Source organism: Halobacillus sp. ABA4_118, from assembly GCF_056160205.1.
In genome coordinates this window covers 2839612-2855873 of sequence record NZ_JBSWWS010000001.1, presented here as the reverse complement: position 1 = coordinate 2855873, position 16262 = coordinate 2839612, and the positions used below count along the sequence as shown (strand labels likewise).

The following is a 16262-nucleotide window of genomic DNA, read 5'->3' as shown; positions in this document are numbered from 1 at the left end:
CCTTTCCTATTTAATGGATGAACAGGGCAAAAGAGATCAACACCGACCCGAGGGCGAGTGTTTTGATAAACTGCCTGGATGCTTTGATGTATCGGTATTCAAACCAAACCTCAATGCCTGTCATGATAACAAGAAAGCTGACCCAGAATACCCTTAGATAAAAGGTGGAATCCAAGGAGAGCACAAGCCAGAGCAGACTTACAAAAACAACGGCCACCCCACCTCTCACCCATTGATAAGCTTTTTTTCCTGATGTTTCATGGATATGCTGGGTCTTCTTTATCCCCAGCATCTTTTTCAACACAAAATCCATGGCAATGACAAGTACAATCCCGCTAACGATAAAAATCCATAGATTCACAGCATTCATTCCTTTCCTGTATTCTCCTTACTCCGCTGCTCCTTTATCACTACTTTTAAAAGAGATTTCACTTCCTCTATATCCCTCTCCTGCTTGCTCATCTTTTTATCCATATAACTTACCGTAAAGACGACATATAACAACAAAACTAAGCCTGCAAGGACCAAAAATCCACCCATCATCATCACCTACTCCACCGTCTGATTCGCTTTGATCACAAGGTCGCCGACGCCCATGGCTGTGAATCCATTCAACAGACCAAACCACGGAAGGACGGATCCTCCCCCGTCTGAAAAAAGCATCACAATCGCAGCGACCGCACTAAAAAACACAAAAAACAATCCTAAAACAAATACAATCCGTCCGACAATCACAACATATGTCCCTCCATCTTTCTTTTCATCATCAGGTTATCTTTCTTTGTATGTATGTCGTCCATTCCGAACAGAAGCCGACCTGCCTTTTTAAGATCACCCGCCCCTTTTTTCCACGAATAAAAGAACCAATGTCGCCAGCGGACCTAAGAGGAGCGATAACAAAAACCAGTTCAATCCTGTCCGATTTTTCCCCTGAGCGAGGCCGGCGTTGATCAAGGCGAGTGTTCCCCACCCAACGGCGTATGAGTTGTCCATGTTCCCTCTCTCCTTATAAGAATTATCTACATTTTCCAGCCTGTTTCCATCGTAACATGGATCAGCCATGGTCCGGGGCGTCATTTCCATACGCATGTTAAGCGACCATCTAAAAAACCGTCTCTGTCTGTGAACAGACAGAAACGGTTCTTATTTACGAAATCTGTGTTTTCATCCGCATGGTTTCATAGTTTTCGACCACTTTTTTCATATACTCATACAGGTCTTCTTGAAGCTCCTCACGTTCAAGAGCAAGATCAATCGTGGTCTGGACAAACCCCAGTTTCTCCCCTACATCATAGCGGCGCCCTTCCATCTCCCAGGCATGGACAGAGTGGATGGTATTCAGCCGGTCAATGGCGTCCGTCAGTTGGATTTCCCCACCCGCTCCGATTTCGAGGCGGTCCAGGAAGGCGAATATTTCAGGTGTCAGGACGTAGCGGCCGATGATCGCCATATTGGACGGAGCCGTTCCCGGTTTCGGCTTTTCAACAAAGCCTTCCACGTCATACCACCGTCCTTGCTGGGCAGCCGGCTGGATGATCCCGTATTTATGGGTCTCTTCCATAGGTACAGCTTTCACACCGATAACAGGGGACTGTGTTTCTTCATAAATATCCATCAGCTGGCGGATGCCCGGTCTTGCACTGCGCATAATATCGTCACCGAGAAGCACAGCGAACGGCTCGTCCCCGATGAAGTGGCGGGCACACCAGACCGCATGACCCAGTCCCTTCTGCTCTTTCTGCCGAATGTAATGGATATCAGCGAGGTTGGTCGTGTAACGGACTTGATCCAGCAGTTTCTGCTTGCCTTTATCCAGCAGCGTTTTTTCCAATTCGAAGGCCGTGTCAAAATGATCCTCGATCGACCGCTTCCCTTTTCCTGTCACAATAATGATTTCTTCGATACCCGCTTGAATGGCTTCTTCTACAATGTATTGGATGGTCGGCTTGTCGACAATCGGCAGCATTTCCTTCGGCTGCGCTTTCGTAGCTGGAAGAAACCTCGTTCCAAAACCCGCTGCTGGAATAATCGCTTTTTTCACTTTCATCCTAATGTCCTCCTTTATTTCAAGTGGTTATGCTGTATGTCTTCCACGAAGCGTCCAGATTTGGTACGCCATCAACAATGAGGTATAGATGGTAAGTACGGTTAAGATCACCCAGCCGGTGTCGAGATAAGGGTATACCGCTTCCTGTACAGGGGTACTTGTCAGGAAGTCACGGTAATGGAAGGCGAGATAAACGAGCACTCCGACAGCGGCTGCGATGCCGACCAAACCTTCCGCCAGTTTACTCCGTGTTGTTCCTCTTTCCGCACTGTACTGGATCGCCCACCCATCTTTTTTATGGGCGGAAAGCTTGCCCAGCCAGACATGGGAAAAGGTCACAAAGTTGACCCACAAATACATCTCAGGACTGATCAATAACCCGGCGAGAATCACGTCAATGGGTCGGTGCATCGGTGTTTTCAAGGCAAGAATCGTATTCAGGACAGAAGCAAGGATGATCGGGGTCAGCCAGATCCACGCCCAGAAGAATTGATCGGTTGCCACCGATACGGTCAGAAGGCTGATGAACAACAGACGGATCATCAAATCGATGAAGGTTTTAATCTGGGAACGCCAGATTTTCGAACGGTGTTTCGATTTCACGCCGATGTCGCTGTTGGTCAGAAGTTCGACCGTCCCCCCCTGCCATTTGTTCCGCTGCTGACGGAAGGTGTGGTAGGAACGCATCGAGTCTACGAAGCAGCGGGCTTTGGGGCTGATAAGTGTTTTCCATTTTTTCTGGATCTGCCAGGTTAACAGCATATCTTCCACATCACTTTCATCCTGCCACGGGCCATCGAGTTTGTTTTCCTCAATAATATCCTGGAGAGCTTCCGGCCGGAACAACGTTGCCTGCCCACCGAGAACATAGGTGCTTCCACCCCGGTACTGAAGATCGAGCAGCCAGCTTGCCATGTCCTGCTTCTGCTGATGGGTCCACCAACGCGTGATCGGACCGCCATATTGGCCGCTTGCAATCATTTCTTCATAATGAACATCATCTTTAGAAATCAGGCTTTTCTTTTTCGGCATCCGCATCGTATACTTCGCCATCACCCCGCCGATGTTCCGGGCGCTCATCAAGCCTTCCCAGAGCTGCGTCAAAGCATCCGGGGCAAGGCGGCTGTCGGCATCCATCCCGAGGATCGCCTTGACCGAGGTTTTGTAAAACTCCTCATAAACACTCGGTTTCTTATCGTAGAGGTCCAGAGGATCACCGTAGATGCTCTTCCAGGCAGCGTTTAAGGCGCCTACTTTGCGCTGCTTGTTATTGACGGTCGTCAACACTTTCAAGTTCAGGTTGAATTCTTCCCCTGCAGCGAGCGCAACTTCCTCTGTCCGGTCTGTACAGTTGTCGGCGATGACAATAACATCAAGCTCCACGTCCTTTGGCAGCGTCTGATCACCGAGGCCGGCCAGGCAGTCGCGGATGGACTTTTCTTCATTGTGGGCGGGAATGAATGCTGTAATTCTCGGTTTCATGTACGTATGTTTGACGCCGTGGATATTCAGCGTCGGCCGGTCATCCTGAACAGACGGGATGGATACCACATTTTCCATTCGATTACCTCCATTGGTTCGCTCCGCAGTCCTGTAGGACACTCTCAGCAGAACGTCTCGTTCTTTTTCGTTCTTTTTAACGAATGATTGTGTTCATTATAAAATGCTTTTTTCAAATAGAAAAGTTCTATATTCACGGGTATTCCTTTATAACGAACCAAAAACCAATGTTTTTTTCAATTTCCCTCCCATTTTTAACTAATTTCACGTATTTAGAACAAACGAACTAATTCTTTTGATGCATAAAAAATACCCCGGTGCATCCACCGGGGTTCGTTCATAACTAAAATACAATCCTATAAGGCCAGGTTCCTTCCATAGGTCTGACAAAAAAGCAGAGGTCATCAGCCTTCGTCTCAGCCCTTCGTTTTCACGGATGATCAAGGACTGCTGATGAAGCGGATGATTTGAGCTGCACATGACGTGTTCCAGCTTTCAGGAAGAAAAAGAAGCTCTTTCAGCCGGACTTACCTATGTAATCCCAAGCGTGCACCGGCTGCGTCCAGCTATTCTTCCGGACGTGCTTCCTCATCTATGTTTCCCTTTACAGCTTTGCTTCCCTAAAGGAAGAGCTACTGGATTTTGCGCATACGTCCGTACCCACTATAAGGGTTTGTTTTCGCACGGAAATACTGGCGGGCACCGTGATAGGTCGTATACCACAAACCATTGATAATGGAATACTTTCCTTCGCTTTCTTTCTGATAACAGACCGGGTGAAATGATGAACCAAACACTTGATCTTTCACCTCAATAATGCCGAGCCCATTCTTCTCATCTTTCCAAATGGCTACTATCTGTTCCACCCTTCCACCCCCTGAAATGTAATGACGAGAATAATTATGCCAAATTCTTCACATCCTGGCAATCCTTTTTTTCAGAAAAATCGCAAATTATCAGAAAAGGATCCCACAAGAACGGATATTCCCCGCTTTCCAATTTCTGTTTATCACTCACCAGAAAGGGTAGTGGAGAAGAAAAGGAAAGGGAGGATATTATGAAAAAGAAAACGAAAGCCATCCTTATAGCGCTCGGAGGATTGGTTATACTTGGGTTTATTGTGTTTGAGATCGTTCAAGGTGACATTGGATATACGACGTTCAAAAACATCGGGATCGTGGCTGTTATCGCTTATGTTGTGTACACGTTTTTTTCAAAGAAACAGAAGAGTGAGATATAGAAAGGAGCTGCCGACAGGCCGCTCCTTTCTCAACTTCTCCTATATATGAATGATCTGCTTCTCCATCCGCACGTCTGCCCACATCCGGCCCTGCCAGTACGTGAAATCAGCCTGCTGCGTCAGTTCACTGTAGCCCATTTTTTCGTACAGCCGCCGGGCTCTTGTATTGTATTCAAATACGCCAAGTTCAATCCTCTTCAACCCAGCTTCCTTGATTTTTTCCTCTATATGAGCCATGGCGAGAACACCAATCCCCTTTCCACGCCCTTCAGGTTCACCGATTGTAATGCCGATCCACGCCGACCGGGGTGTTTTTTTGAAAAGGTGTGGAGGGTCAATCATGTAATTCACCTCGCCGACAAGCTTTCCATCCTCATAGATCAGAAAAATCGTATGGTCGCTCAAGCGTTTTTCCAAGTCCGCCAGTGTCATAGAGCTTCGGCCGGACAGCTCTTCGGCATTTTTGTTGGGACGGATCAGCGGGATCAGCTTCTCATCATTGTTCCAGCGGTTGAAGGCCGCGACGTGCTCCTCGGTGGGAACCGTTAACCTATCAAAAGTCGTCGTCATTGTTTTGTCCTTTCTGGAACGGGTTCTTCAAGAAACCAGTCGAACCAGCGGCCGTGGCCGTCTGTCGCTCCAATGGTATGGGTTTCAATTCTCCCGTTCTCATAAACATCCATATGAAGATTTTCGTCCTTCATATGGTTATAGATATGAAACACAGGGCGGGTACGGCTGATGTCCACAAGATGCTCATGAAGTCGTGCTTTGACTTCACCCGTCATCTGATTGGCCACATGGGTGTGGAAGATGCAGAGCACCCGATTTTGTGGTATACGTTGAGCCAGTTCAGGAAGTACCTCTACCCCATCTCCCTCGTAGAAATCCGGTGGGTTCAGCCGCAGCTCCTGCACGGCTTGTTCCAGATTTTCACGCCTTTCTTTATGTTCCGGCCAGATGAGCGCCTTCAACCACAGCATCGTCTCCTCATGGGTCACATCACAGATGTGAAGATCCACACCGATTCTTTCTTTCATGACCGGCGGCTGTTGAATAAAGCCCGGCAGCTTACCATGACGGACCTCGGACTTCAGATGCAGCTGGGAACGGGCCGAACCATAGATCGTATCCCTGCCGTAGCTGTACGAATAGCGGTCAACAAGCAGCTGCAGTCCCGCACTCGTGCCGATTTCGATCAGGCCGAGCGGACGGTTCGTACGGGCTGCGATGTGGCAGAAGACAGGGTAAAGGTAGGCACACCGGCGTACTTCATTCGTCTGCACACGCTTCTCCTGCATGAGCTTTTGTATGTCATGTTCATATAAAAAAACAAATTCCCGAAAAACCGGATACGCCTGCTCTTTCGGCTTGGGAACATTTGTAAAAGTCGGATAAAAGGAGTGCAGCGGATGCTCATTCCTTATCATTAAAAGGTAATGTACAGCCCCCAGCAGCAGGTTTGGCACAGGCTGTCCAGCGGGAGCCTGTGCTGCCAGCTGAAGGATTTCTTTGTCTTCAGCAATCTGTTCAGCCAGGTGCTGGTACAGTGGACTTGACCCGTTACACTCCTCCTCAGCAAACTGATAGAAACGTTCAGACATGGATGACACAGCCATTCTCCTCTCTACGTTTTCACTCTTTTATACTATCTTAGCATAAGGTTATACCCACTTTTCACATGAAAGCGTTTGATGTTGAAAAGTTAAGAAAACAGTGTTAACAAAGGAAAAGGCTAACGGCATACTAAACGCAATATCATATCAATAGCTGCAGCTGCCATCAGGTTGTTGAAGTGGTCACGTTCCGCTTATCGGTGGATGCTTGCCGCGGGCGTCACCACCGATAAGCGGAACGTGACCGCCATATAAAGAGACCTTGATGAATGACATCTATTAAACAAAGGGGCATTCCTCAAGGTTCTTACGGCTGAGAGTGAGTGCAAGGGAGTCTATTTATATTCCAGAAGGTGCGCAGACGATTCCACTCCTGCGGAAAAACGGACGGACGAGACCCCACAGGGTGGTTTTCCCGAGGAGGCTCGGACGTTCGTCCGCGGAAAGGGAATCGTCGGAGCACCTGAAGGTACCACCAGTACATAAGGGCGGGTGTTTAATTCATGACCTTCTCCATCTCCACTTCCCCGGCCTGTTCACGTACAATGGAAAAACCCGCTTTCTTATAGACCGTCACTGCGGGTTCATTTTCCACGGAAACAGTGAGGATAATTGAACTGATCCCCTCATACTGTCGAACACCAAAAGCGATCCCTTCACGGACGAAGGTCTCTCCAAATCCCCGCCCGATCCACTCAGGCTTCAGGGCGAGTCCGATTTCCAGGAACTCCTTCTTTTGAGTAAACTCGAACAACCCCACCGTTTTTCCATCGAAAAGAGCGGCATAACCATCACAGCCGCCAGGGCCCTTCAGCATTCCGTCTCTGTTGTACGATTCATAATACGGGATCATCATTACTTGCTCGACGAACCCTTCGTAATCCCAGGTGTCAATCTCATCCACCAGGTCCATAGTCAGAGGGACAAATGTAAACATCATTCCATTCTCTCCTTTATATTAAACGATAAACTTCGTAAACCAGGCAATGTAATGAGCTCCCGGAATAAACAGCAGCTGGGCAAGCAGTGTTCCAAGCAGCCGGGATGTAATCATAAGCAGGGATACGTTCTTCAGCTGGCTGTAGCTTCCGCGCTTTTGGATGACATCATCCGCCATCACTGAAATTTTCGGATCCACAAACACGACAAGCAGAATGGTCGCCACACCGTTGATCAAACCGGATGCCATGATTGCTGTTGAAGCTCTGTCCGGAGCCAGAAGCGCGGCATAAAGTGCAGAAAGGACTCCAATCGTATAAATGGAGGTCACCAGCATATTGACGAAAAACAAGCGCTTCGGAATGTTGGATAACGAAAAGCCCTTTAAGTAACTCCGCTTTGGAAGCGCGAAAAGATGCAGGCCCCGCTTGAAATAATCCTTCGTTGTAAACGTCTTTAACAGCACCGGAACAGATCCGCCATTGTTGGATAAATGGACGATGGCTCGTGAAAATAAAGCAATAAACGTAGGTAACAGCACAATGCCGGCCAGTGTCCCCACCGTCGACGCTCCGATGATGATTCGATATTGATCTTCAACAAAAGCCAGCGTATTCTCAACCGGCGCAGCATCAATCAAACTGCCGGTAAACGGCTGCTGCATCATATTGGCCATCCTGGAAACGATGACCATCAAATTAAACAAGGCAAGAGCCGAGGCGATCCGCCCCACTCTTGCCCCTGACATCCGCACTGCGTAGGCCAGCGTTTCAATGGTATGGATGACTAAAATGAACAAAGCTATGTAGAGCACTTTCTCCGTGAACACTTCCATTCGACAACCATCCTTTTTGTTGACATGCGAACCTTTCGAACGGGCTTGACCATAAAAAAAGAAACATCTCAGCTGGAGATGCATCTTTTTTCAACAGGTTTTCTTGTCAGTTCCGGGTCCTTCCTTTTCTAATCGGACTCTGTTCCGGCGGGTCTTCGGGAATCTGCAGGCGGCTGGGATGGCTTCTGTGGTGCCCTTCCCTTTTAATGTCCACAAACACCATCAACATCACGACGAGGAGCAGCGTACCGCCCCAAAGAAGATTTTCAATCAATGAGATCCCCCTTTTATTGTCCAAAACCTGTTACGTGCAGCTCGGCATTGCTATCCTTCACAAAAAACTGCTGCGCCTTCTTTACGTTAAAGAGCGTTCCCGCTCGATTTATTTTCGAAACAGGGAAAACAGCTTTTCCCAAGGACCTTTGGTATTTTTTACGGTGACTTCCAGACGACGGTTGAAATCATTCTGCGCCTGCCACTCCTGCTTTTGTTCCGCACGCATCGTCTGAAGCTCTTTTTTCAACAGATCGCTTTTTTCCTTTTCTCTCTCCAGCATCTCTTCATACTGCTGCTTCTGATCCTCCATCATCCGGTCAAGCTTCGTATGGGTTTTCTGTGAAAAGTTGCCGACACCTGAACTGATGACGTGGTGATCCTGCTGCAGACGGGAGACGGTGTTTTTCAGCTCGGCCATATCCTGCTTGAGCTGGACGTTCATTTCCCTTGAGGCGGCAAGCTCTCCAGCCAGCAGTTTGAGGAGCTCCTCAGTTTGACCGGGATTTCCAAGAGCAGAGGAATATGTATCCGATACAGTCAGCGCCGTTTCTGTGTATCCCTTCAATTTCTCCTTCTGTTCCTCCACGACGATTCTTGCCTGTTCATCCTGTGGCAGGTCCGTATCGCGGATTTCCTTTAAGGCTTCTATATCCGAGGCGACGAAGATCCGCCTGTCACCATCTTTAAAGAACTCGTATCCGTTCCGTTCAAGAATCTGCCCATAACGACGAACAGTAGTAGTTGCGATCCCTACTTCTTCAGCCACTTCCTTCGTTGAAAAAGCGCGCTCATTCGGTTGTATATCGTGTCGCATGCAGGGCCTCCTTTTCTTCTCCAGTATTGTCCAAGAACGACCGGAAACAAAGGCACTGTTCCCGTTTTCTCTCTTCCTCTATTATACATGGATGAAGGCCCTTTGTGGTTTACGGAAGTATTAAATCGCAGGATTTTTACCGCACCGGGTGATGAATCTCTGTTTCCAAGTATGTACTCAAATCCTCTGCACTGCTGAATGTGACCGGGTATCCATAGGAGGTAGGCGTCTGTCCCAGGTTCGTTTTTTTACGGAACCGGCGGAGCGATGTATTATGGACGGGCAGCCACTCGGCCCTTTCCTCCACCCTGTCCGGGTCCCTCACAATCGTAATCTCCTTATTCATCAATAAATAGATGACTTCACCTGTGCCGCGTTGTTCGAACTCCATGGATTTGGTTGTTTCATAGGACATCACAAAGTCCTGCTTAAAAAAAGCCTGTCTGCATTCTCTCATTTCCTTCCCCCTCTCGATATTTCTTCAATTATTTCAGAAGGCGAAAAATAAAACAATTTTTTCCTTTTCGCGCGAACTTTTCTCCTTCCTCATTGGTATAGTTGTTAGAAGAGATCAAAGGAGGATTTGGAATGGGCATCGGTTTTATCATTTCGATGGGTATCATGTTTGTCTGGTTGGTGGTCATACTGTCTGTCACGATTCCGATGGAAAAGAAGTACATCGTCCGCAGCAACGGGAAAATTGATTACAAAAAAACGGAGCTCTTTTTACGCTGGAATGTTTTTGATACCTTAACTGTCGTTTTGGCGGTTTATACGATCATCTGTGTACAGGTTCTCAACGTGATGATCAGTTCAGGCGCGACCGTTGAAAATCCTTATGTGCAGTTTTTTACGAATCAGGCACAGGCGTGGACGATTGTCGTTTTCCTTTATTTATTCAGCCGCCTCAGCCGGACGTTGAAGTCTGTCCGTGCCCGGATGGGTGAAGCTTCGTGAACCAGGCGGAAGCCGTCATGGAAGCCTGGCAGCGTGGGAATGAAGAAGCCTTCGAACAGATTTATACCGCCTTTCACGGGCCATTGTATTCGTTTATTTACCGTTATACGAGAGATGAACCATTCAGCGTCGATATCGTCCAGGATACATTTCTCCGCCTGCAGACACATAAGCACCAGTATGATTCTTCCAAGGGAGCCTTGAAGTCCTACTTGTTTCAGATCGCCTACCGTTTGATGGTTAATAAATTGAACCGGAGAAAAAAGTGGCGGAGCCTGCTGCCCTTTTTAGTTCCCTCACAGGAAAGTTCACTGCACCCTGCCGAAAAGCTTACGGTCCAGCAGGCAGTCAGCGAACTTCCAGATCTGCAGAGGGCTGTGATTCTCCTTTACTACTACCATGACCTTCCTCAAAAAGAGATCGCCGCCATCCTTCACATCCCCTTAGGGACGGTAAAATCAAGACTTCACCAAGCCATTCAAACTCTAAAAACGCATCTGGAGGTGGAAGACCTGTGAAAAATAACACGCATGATCACACAGAACTTGCCCGAAAGCTGGCCGAATACGACGTCGATGTTCCAAATATCCCACGAAAAAAGAGCCGCTGGAGCCGGCTCGTCCACTACCTCGCTTCACCAGCGGATAACCCGGTTGATTTTCTCGCCCCGGCCCGCCCGAGCTTTTCTTTGACATCCGTCATCCCTGTCCTCGCAGCCGCGGCTGTACCTGTAACTGCACTCTTGTTTTAGGACGACGGATTGAAAGTTTTCAATTTTACAACTTCCCGGATATCCATTGTTCGTATTCTCTGATTCTGCTAGAATGCGAGACATATCATTTCAAACGGATTCCTTATATACATGCGGAAATATGGTCCGCAAGTTTCTACCCGGCTGCCGTAAAGAGCCGGACTATAAGGAAAGAACAGACGGGGATCATCTATGCACAGCTGGATTCCCAGGCCTCTTTCCTTCTTTATATAGGAAAGAGGCCTTTTTTGTTGTCTGACGTCTAATCTCCTTAAGGGATCCGTCATTTTCAGGGAGGATTTCATCATGCAGATCATCACCGGACTACTCTCGCTCGCTGCCCTTATTGGACTCGGGTGGCTGTTGAGCAGCAGCAGAAAAAACATTAAGTGGCGCACTATCCTGACCGGCTTATTAATCGAAGGGCTGTTCGTTTACACGATGCTGAACATTTCTTTCGGTCAAACCGCTTTGAAAAAGGCCGCTCTTTTCATCCAGCACATCATTGATTACAGCTCGGCCGGCATTGATTTCGTCTTTGGACCACTGCTTGTGGAAACAGGCGTTACCTTCGTGTTTGCCATCCATGTCTTAGGGGCGCTGATCTTTATTTCCGCCTTGATTTCCGGTTTATACTACCTCCGCATCCTGCCGGTTATAGTGAAGTTCCTCGGCACGATCGTTGGAAAGCTGTTGAAAACCTCAAAAGTCGAATCATTCAGCGCGGTTGGGAATACTTTTTTAGGAGTAGCAGAGGCACCTCTCCTGGTGAAGCCATACTTGAGCCGTATGACAAAGTCTGAAACCTTTGCGATTATGGTCGGCGGAACAGCCTCTGCCAGCGGGGCGATCCTCGTCGGCTATGTAGAAATGGGCATTGATTTAACGTATCTATTGATTGCCATTTTCAGCGTTCCCTTCGTTTCTCTTGTCATGGCCAAGCTGTTGGAGCCGGAAACAGAAACCTCTGAGCTGAACGAAACTGTGTCGCTCGAAAAGTCCGGACAGGCGAACGTCTTTGAAGCGATCTCAGACGGTGCGGTCAACGGAGTAAAGCTTGCAGCCAGCATCGGAGGATTGATGATCGCTTTTATCAGTGTCATTGCGTTGGTCAATGGTGGGTTGGGATTGATCGGAACAGATTTATCCACCATTTTCGGCTATCTCTTTTATCCATTCGCAGTCGTTATCGGCATCCCTTTTTCCGATGCCTTCCAGGCGGCTTCCCTGATTGGAACGAAGCTTGCGGCCAATGAGTTTCTCGCCTACTCCAACCTGAAGCAGATGTCCGGGGATCTTTCTCCGATGACGATGGCCGTCATGTCTGTGGCTCTCTGTAACTTTGCCAACTTATCCTCGATCGGCCAGCTGATTGTCGGGCTCGGGTCGCTGGCTCCGGAGAAGCAGTCTCAGGTTGCCCGTCTAGGCTTGAAAGCGATCATAGGCGGGACGCTTGCCAGCTTCATCACAGCTGTATTTGTGTCCATGTTCTTATAAAAGAAAGCACGCCCGGAATTCACGGGGCGTGCTTTCTTTATGACTTGTTTAAGACTCAAGTTCGGGAGAAATCTGGCATCTTGCAATGAACACACCCGATACATGAAATATTTCATTATGAATTTGTAGTTATTTTTAAATGCTTTTCCCCTAAGATAGTAATGCTGATATTCCACCTTGGGTTCAAAACTAAATGATCATTATCATCAAATTCCAAAGCCATATGAATGTCATCATCTTCAGCTGTAAGAATAGCAATTCTTTTTGTTCTCAAGGTCTACGGTTTTAAAACTTTCTTTCACCTCTATCTTCCAACCAAAAAAGTCCATCATTCACCTCCAAATGCCAGTTAAATACCCAAATACTACGAATAAGCTTTTCCAGAGCCTATTGATCAATTATAAATCTTCACGCTTCTTTTTTCTTCCACATATAAAAGTTATAGATCAGTTGAAGGACCAAAACCATAAGCAATATTAGGATAAACAGTATTTTCGCCATTGTCGTAAATGTTGAAGAGTAATAAAGAATAAAGGCTGAGAAAATGACCACTGAAGTAATAATGACGGTTCTTATCAATTTCCTTCTGTAAGAAAGTGCAAAATAATTCAGTTTAAATCCTTTGTCTTGTTTGTCTTTATTTTTATACCGAGAAGATAAGACTGCAATAATGAGCGGATATAGCTCCAGGCACTATAAAAGACATTCCGAATAACTCCTTTCTTTCAAAATTGCCCCCATTAACGAGAAACATGAACTCAATAAATTACGCATTATGTAATAAGGAGGGCACGTTACTCAGCAACTCCCTCATACTTGAACACTCATTTTCGAGATCTGCCGTCTTTTGCTATCCTGAATTTATATATATCTAAACGTTCCTCAATAAAGGAATTTGATATGATTAACATCAATAATCCTATTCCTAACATTGGGATGGATGCAGATTAAAAAATTTGGCGTACCTTCAATTCTTAAGATCTCACTAAATGCAAATCCTTCCTCATTCATTCGTGAAGCCACAATCACTTTTCATTTTCTGCTTTATCTAAGAGTGATATGATCCTTTTATTTTGTTCAACCAGCATATCACTATTTTCCTTTATTAAACGTACCCACCTAATTAAGAACGCCAGTACTATAATAGGGAAAAACAGCAATAATGTTGGCATAAGTACATCCATTAAATATTCCTCCTGAAAATTTTTCATTTAAAAACCGCTAGTTATCATACAACAATCGCCATAAAATGTTTATACACTCACTTTTCTTTCTTAAAATAAAAAACTGTTCCATTGACTCCAGCTAGTTCCCAACCATCCTCCCCCAGGGAATTCAACTTTTCTTCCATCACTTCACTGAATTCCTTATTTGCTTTTAACTGCACTTTGATATCTTCCACTCTATACACAAATTGCTTCATTCTTTGTCCTCCTAATAATAAAACTACTAAACAGTGCTCATTTACATATCTATACGATTCTTTTTATTAGAAGTTTCAATCAAACACAACGAAACTATTTAGAAACTGACCCTTACACAAACCTGCCCAAAACATTAAGAAAGAGGCAATTCTTCTATTAAAGAAATGCCCCCCCCATTATGGTAGACTTGATTTCAAGATAGTTTCCTTCTCCATTCAGATTCAGGGCGTGTTCCAAAAAAATGTAGTAACTATAAAGGGGATAATTATTGTCGCTAAGATAATTAATCCATTGCCAAAGATTCCGATCTTTCTGTATGTTCCTTTTTCAGAGAACATGGCAAATACCAACCCTAATACAGCAATCACTACACCAGCAAAAAGAAAAGCGTCATTCCCTGACAGCGTCGTTATGTATGCAGCTAGGCTTACCAAAAATAAAACAGGAGAAATTATTCCTAACTTCCTTCTCACACTTCCCCCTCCTCATGACGTGAATGATTTGAAAATATTGCATGTAGCTCTATGCTTTTAGGAAAGAATCTTTCACGTAATAAAGGGACAATTCTTTTGTTAAGGAGTTGTCCCCATTTCCGTAGACTTACAATCGAGATATTGAAGAGAAAGCTGTGAAAATCATGAATTGGATCAGCCTAATTCGGCAGCTCAGTAGACCTTCTATTATCGCACCTTTTAGCTTAGTTTTGTTTCCTGCTCCCTCCAATATAAAAGTTATTATGTAAGAAAAAATCTGATAAAATAAACTTAAGGGATACATTAGCAAATCGAATTAGTCAAAGGTTCAATGAATAGCCGTATGGATGAAGCTATTTCATTAGAATAACTGAAAGCGCTTTCTCCGGGTTGGTAAATGATATTGTTAATAAATTCCTCTAAAGGAGCGAATGTTAATGTCAAAAAAAATTTTAGTTCCAATTGATGGTTCAGATTTTTCGTTAAGAGCTTTGAAACATGCAATTGAGATAGCTAAAGCAATTGATGCTGAACTTCTTCTTTTAAATGTTCAATATAATTACAATTCTCCTAACATTAACCGCTTTGTAAGCAAAGAACAAGTGCGTAGGTACCAGCAAGAAAATGCGAAAGAAGTAATGGATGAAGCACTAAATGTCATTGAGAATCAAGAGGTAACTGTACACACAAAAATAAGAATTGGTTCACCAGACTATGAAATTGCGAAAGAAGCAAAAGAATCGAAAGTATATAGTATCGTAATGGGTTCACGAGGTTTAGGTGCTATAAAGAGTAAAATACTGGGAAGTGTAAGTTTTAACGTCTTACATGTAGCTTCATGTCCAGTGACTATGGTTAAATGATTGATAATGTTTAGAAGTCAAATTCAGCTTTTGAAAACTTCGATACCAATGATGTCCGTCAACTGTACAGGATTTAATTCAAATGAGTCATCATACGGTCATTAGATTGTTAGAGAAACCAGGTATTCCATTATTCCCAACGGTAATCTGTGATGGCATCATCTTTTCGGAGGTCTCTGTGCTCCCCACTTGGTGTATTCATTAGCTTGGGTGGTACTGTCGATTGATCGAAGGAGTATTCAAATCCTCTTCTTTGATAAGGACGTTTGCCTCAAAATAAAATAACACAGCAACTGAAAAAGAGCGATTATTCATGATGAATAATCGCTCCCGTTTAAACTCGCATTCAAGATGCCTATTGCTTATCACGATATTGAAAAGCTTGGAAATAAATCATTGAATTTATCTAAGAATATTACTCTCCCTTAACAGCTGTAACTTCCAGAGATAGATTAGCAAGAGGTAAATTCCCTTCGTCTTGAACTAAATCTAGTTCAAAAAGATACTCTCCTTTTTCTTTAAACGTGATGAATAACAAGGCACAGCTGTTTAACATAGGTTCTTCGAAAATAAAAACTCCATATTCATTAAACTCTACTGGTAAAAAGGCGCCCCCAATAAAAATAACTAAATCAAAATCTTCTTTTTGCGACGGGTTCCCTAAAGTAACAATAACTCTCGATTCTAATTCGGGATCGCCTGTAGTTAAAGCACAAACATTGAATGCTTGCTGTTTGTTAACTTTAACCGTACGCGGGATATTACTTGAAAGACATTCAGCCAAAATAACTCTTCCTCTCATAAAAGATATAGTGCATTATTATAATTTATGATGAAGTAGAGAAATAGATTGGACTACTAATCTAGTAAAAAGTGCAGATTTATAAAATTCCATTATCATACACTAGTGTTTATTAAATAATACCTGAATGCTCAGACAAACGATGATTCTTCATAAATAACTGCCCCATTTTCAGGAAGACTCGATATTGAGACATATTTAGATATTTTATTAACCACATATTTAAGT

General features: G+C 45.0%; 23 protein-coding genes and 1 riboswitch. Of the genes, 6 read left to right on the top strand and 17 right to left on the bottom strand.

Going from position 1 to position 16262, the window contains the following annotated elements:
• Nucleotides 1–10: 10 nt before the first annotated feature.
• The 6 genes from ACXAGL_RS14425 to ACXAGL_RS14400 form a co-directional block, all read right to left on the bottom strand.
• Nucleotides 11–361 (bottom strand): DUF4181 domain-containing protein, encoded by a 351-nt coding sequence (locus tag ACXAGL_RS14425; RefSeq protein WP_474991502.1) that lies wholly within the window; start codon nucleotides 359–361, stop codon nucleotides 11–13.
• Between the two features lie 188 nt (nucleotides 362–549).
• On the bottom strand, nucleotides 550–735 hold the full coding sequence (locus tag ACXAGL_RS14420) for a hypothetical protein (protein WP_474991500.1): 186 nt from the start codon (nucleotides 733–735) through the stop codon (nucleotides 550–552).
• 96 nt (nucleotides 736–831) lie between these two features.
• On the bottom strand, nucleotides 832–993 hold the full coding sequence (locus ACXAGL_RS14415) for a hypothetical protein (protein WP_474968037.1): 162 nt from the start codon (nucleotides 991–993) through the stop codon (nucleotides 832–834).
• Between the two features lie 154 nt (nucleotides 994–1147).
• A complete protein-coding gene (galU, locus tag ACXAGL_RS14410; protein ID WP_474991498.1) occupies nucleotides 1148–2047 on the bottom strand; it encodes a UTP--glucose-1-phosphate uridylyltransferase GalU in 900 nt (299 codons plus the stop codon).
• A 27-nt stretch (nucleotides 2048–2074) separates the two neighbouring features.
• Nucleotides 2075–3607 (bottom strand): glycosyltransferase family 2 protein, encoded by a 1533-nt coding sequence (locus ACXAGL_RS14405; RefSeq protein WP_474968035.1) that lies wholly within the window; start codon nucleotides 3605–3607, stop codon nucleotides 2075–2077.
• A 572-nt stretch (nucleotides 3608–4179) separates the two neighbouring features.
• Nucleotides 4180–4413, bottom strand: a complete 234-nt coding sequence (locus ACXAGL_RS14400) for a hypothetical protein (RefSeq protein ID WP_474968034.1) — start codon at nucleotides 4411–4413, stop codon at nucleotides 4180–4182.
• Between the two features lie 191 nt (nucleotides 4414–4604).
• Here ACXAGL_RS14400 and ACXAGL_RS14395 point away from each other — a divergent pair, with 191 nt between their 5' ends.
• Entirely contained in the window at nucleotides 4605–4787 is a 183-nt protein-coding gene (locus ACXAGL_RS14395; RefSeq protein ID WP_474991497.1) for a hypothetical protein, read from the top strand.
• Nucleotides 4788–4826: 39 nt separating this feature from the next.
• Here the strand turns inward: ACXAGL_RS14395 and ACXAGL_RS14390 are convergent, their stop codons facing one another.
• The 7 genes from ACXAGL_RS14390 to ACXAGL_RS14360 all read right to left on the bottom strand — a co-directional run bounded on the left by ACXAGL_RS14390 (nucleotide 4827) and on the right by ACXAGL_RS14360 (nucleotide 9724).
• Nucleotides 4827–5357, bottom strand: coding sequence for a GNAT family N-acetyltransferase (locus tag ACXAGL_RS14390; RefSeq protein WP_474968032.1), 531 nt, complete (start codon nucleotides 5355–5357; stop codon nucleotides 4827–4829).
• Nucleotides 5354–6406, bottom strand: coding sequence for a DUF2332 domain-containing protein (locus tag ACXAGL_RS14385; RefSeq protein WP_474991495.1), 1053 nt, complete (start codon nucleotides 6404–6406; stop codon nucleotides 5354–5356). Before ACXAGL_RS14385 ends, ACXAGL_RS14390 begins: the two co-directional genes overlap by 4 nt.
• A 493-nt stretch (nucleotides 6407–6899) precedes the next feature.
• The gene (locus ACXAGL_RS14380; protein ID WP_474991493.1) at nucleotides 6900–7343 is read right to left on the bottom strand and encodes a GNAT family N-acetyltransferase; all 444 of its coding nucleotides are present in this window, start codon (nucleotides 7341–7343) and stop codon (nucleotides 6900–6902) included.
• A gap of 18 nt (nucleotides 7344–7361) precedes the next feature.
• Entirely contained in the window at nucleotides 7362–8177 is an 816-nt protein-coding gene (locus ACXAGL_RS14375) for a lipid II flippase Amj family protein (protein ID WP_027953702.1), read from the bottom strand.
• 106 nt (nucleotides 8178–8283) lie between these two features.
• Entirely contained in the window at nucleotides 8284–8451 is a 168-nt protein-coding gene (locus ACXAGL_RS14370; protein WP_474968028.1) for a hypothetical protein, read from the bottom strand.
• Nucleotides 8452–8559: 108 nt separating this feature from the next.
• The gene (locus ACXAGL_RS14365; RefSeq protein WP_474991491.1) at nucleotides 8560–9267 is read right to left on the bottom strand and encodes a MerR family transcriptional regulator; all 708 of its coding nucleotides are present in this window, start codon (nucleotides 9265–9267) and stop codon (nucleotides 8560–8562) included.
• Nucleotides 9268–9403: 136 nt separating this feature from the next.
• Nucleotides 9404–9724: a hypothetical protein gene (locus ACXAGL_RS14360; RefSeq protein ID WP_474991489.1), complete on the bottom strand. Its 321-nt coding sequence runs from the start codon at nucleotides 9722–9724 to the stop codon at nucleotides 9404–9406.
• A gap of 131 nt (nucleotides 9725–9855) precedes the next feature.
• On the opposite strand from ACXAGL_RS14360, the gene ACXAGL_RS14355 reads away from it, so the two are divergent.
• The 4 genes from ACXAGL_RS14355 (at nucleotide 9856) to ACXAGL_RS14340 (ending at nucleotide 12472) form a co-directional block, all read left to right on the top strand.
• Nucleotides 9856–10224 carry a group-specific protein gene (locus tag ACXAGL_RS14355; RefSeq protein ID WP_206931945.1) on the top strand — a complete coding sequence of 123 codons (369 nt, stop codon included), beginning with the start codon at nucleotides 9856–9858 and terminating at the stop codon, nucleotides 10222–10224.
• 17 nt (nucleotides 10225–10241) lie between these two features.
• Nucleotides 10242–10742, top strand: a complete 501-nt coding sequence (locus tag ACXAGL_RS14350; protein WP_474992386.1) for an RNA polymerase sigma factor — start codon at nucleotides 10242–10244, stop codon at nucleotides 10740–10742.
• Nucleotides 10739–10975 carry a hypothetical protein gene (locus tag ACXAGL_RS14345; protein ID WP_474991488.1) on the top strand — a complete coding sequence of 79 codons (237 nt, stop codon included), beginning with the start codon at nucleotides 10739–10741 and terminating at the stop codon, nucleotides 10973–10975. Before ACXAGL_RS14350 ends, ACXAGL_RS14345 begins: the two co-directional genes overlap by 4 nt.
• 83 nt (nucleotides 10976–11058) lie before the next feature.
• Nucleotides 11059–11160, top strand: a riboswitch (purine riboswitch).
• A 121-nt stretch (nucleotides 11161–11281) separates the two neighbouring features.
• Nucleotides 11282–12472 (top strand): NupC/NupG family nucleoside CNT transporter, encoded by a 1191-nt coding sequence (locus ACXAGL_RS14340; protein ID WP_474991486.1) that lies wholly within the window; start codon nucleotides 11282–11284, stop codon nucleotides 12470–12472.
• A gap of 1025 nt (nucleotides 12473–13497) precedes the next feature.
• Here the strand turns inward: ACXAGL_RS14340 and ACXAGL_RS14335 are convergent.
• The 3 genes from ACXAGL_RS14335 to ACXAGL_RS14325 form a co-directional block, all read right to left on the bottom strand.
• Nucleotides 13498–13656, bottom strand: a complete 159-nt coding sequence (locus ACXAGL_RS14335; RefSeq protein ID WP_474971751.1) for a hypothetical protein — start codon at nucleotides 13654–13656, stop codon at nucleotides 13498–13500.
• A 77-nt stretch (nucleotides 13657–13733) separates the two neighbouring features.
• Nucleotides 13734–13895 (bottom strand): hypothetical protein, encoded by a 162-nt coding sequence (locus tag ACXAGL_RS14330; protein ID WP_474971752.1) that lies wholly within the window; start codon nucleotides 13893–13895, stop codon nucleotides 13734–13736.
• A gap of 222 nt (nucleotides 13896–14117) precedes the next feature.
• The gene (locus ACXAGL_RS14325; RefSeq protein ID WP_474971753.1) at nucleotides 14118–14369 is read right to left on the bottom strand and encodes a hypothetical protein; all 252 of its coding nucleotides are present in this window, start codon (nucleotides 14367–14369) and stop codon (nucleotides 14118–14120) included.
• A gap of 437 nt (nucleotides 14370–14806) precedes the next feature.
• Between ACXAGL_RS14325 and ACXAGL_RS14320 the strand changes: the two genes are divergently transcribed.
• Nucleotides 14807–15232 carry a universal stress protein gene (locus ACXAGL_RS14320; protein WP_474991484.1) on the top strand — a complete coding sequence of 142 codons (426 nt, stop codon included), beginning with the start codon at nucleotides 14807–14809 and terminating at the stop codon, nucleotides 15230–15232.
• Nucleotides 15233–15647: 415 nt separating this feature from the next.
• Here ACXAGL_RS14320 and ACXAGL_RS14315 read toward each other — a convergent pair whose 3' ends face one another.
• Nucleotides 15648–16016, bottom strand: a complete 369-nt coding sequence (locus ACXAGL_RS14315) for a hypothetical protein (RefSeq protein ID WP_474991482.1) — start codon at nucleotides 16014–16016, stop codon at nucleotides 15648–15650.
• Nucleotides 16017–16262: the final 246 nt, after the last annotated feature.

What these genes read in the sequence shown, in the direction of transcription:
- ACXAGL_RS14365 (WP_474991491.1), bottom strand. Translation starts at nt 9,267, where the DNA reads ATGCGACACGATATACAACCGAATGAGCGCGCTTTTTCAACGAAGGAA.
- ACXAGL_RS14340 (WP_474991486.1), top strand. Translation starts at nt 11,282, where the DNA reads ATGCAGATCATCACCGGACTACTCTCGCTCGCTGCCCTTATTGGACTC.
- ACXAGL_RS14335 (WP_474971751.1), bottom strand. Translation starts at nt 13,656, where the DNA reads ATGGATGTACTTATGCCAACATTATTGCTGTTTTTCCCTATTATAGTA.
- ACXAGL_RS14350 (WP_474992386.1), top strand. Translation starts at nt 10,242, where the DNA reads ATGGAAGCCTGGCAGCGTGGGAATGAAGAAGCCTTCGAACAGATTTAT.
- ACXAGL_RS14390 (WP_474968032.1), bottom strand. Translation starts at nt 5,357, where the DNA reads ATGACGACGACTTTTGATAGGTTAACGGTTCCCACCGAGGAGCACGTC.
- ACXAGL_RS14415 (WP_474968037.1), bottom strand. Translation starts at nt 993, where the DNA reads ATGGACAACTCATACGCCGTTGGGTGGGGAACACTCGCCTTGATCAAC.
- ACXAGL_RS14375 (WP_027953702.1), bottom strand. Translation starts at nt 8,177, where the DNA reads ATGGAAGTGTTCACGGAGAAAGTGCTCTACATAGCTTTGTTCATTTTA.
- ACXAGL_RS14360 (WP_474991489.1), bottom strand. Translation starts at nt 9,724, where the DNA reads ATGAGAGAATGCAGACAGGCTTTTTTTAAGCAGGACTTTGTGATGTCC.
- ACXAGL_RS14395 (WP_474991497.1), top strand. Translation starts at nt 4,605, where the DNA reads ATGAAAAAGAAAACGAAAGCCATCCTTATAGCGCTCGGAGGATTGGTT.
- ACXAGL_RS14320 (WP_474991484.1), top strand. Translation starts at nt 14,807, where the DNA reads ATGTCAAAAAAAATTTTAGTTCCAATTGATGGTTCAGATTTTTCGTTA.
- galU (WP_474991498.1), bottom strand. Translation starts at nt 2,047, where the DNA reads ATGAAAGTGAAAAAAGCGATTATTCCAGCAGCGGGTTTTGGAACGAGG.
- ACXAGL_RS14330 (WP_474971752.1), bottom strand. Translation starts at nt 13,895, where the DNA reads ATGAAGCAATTTGTGTATAGAGTGGAAGATATCAAAGTGCAGTTAAAA.
- ACXAGL_RS14385 (WP_474991495.1), bottom strand. Translation starts at nt 6,406, where the DNA reads ATGGCTGTGTCATCCATGTCTGAACGTTTCTATCAGTTTGCTGAGGAG.
- ACXAGL_RS14355 (WP_206931945.1), top strand. Translation starts at nt 9,856, where the DNA reads ATGGGCATCGGTTTTATCATTTCGATGGGTATCATGTTTGTCTGGTTG.
- ACXAGL_RS14380 (WP_474991493.1), bottom strand. Translation starts at nt 7,343, where the DNA reads ATGATGTTTACATTTGTCCCTCTGACTATGGACCTGGTGGATGAGATT.
- ACXAGL_RS14405 (WP_474968035.1), bottom strand. Translation starts at nt 3,607, where the DNA reads ATGGAAAATGTGGTATCCATCCCGTCTGTTCAGGATGACCGGCCGACG.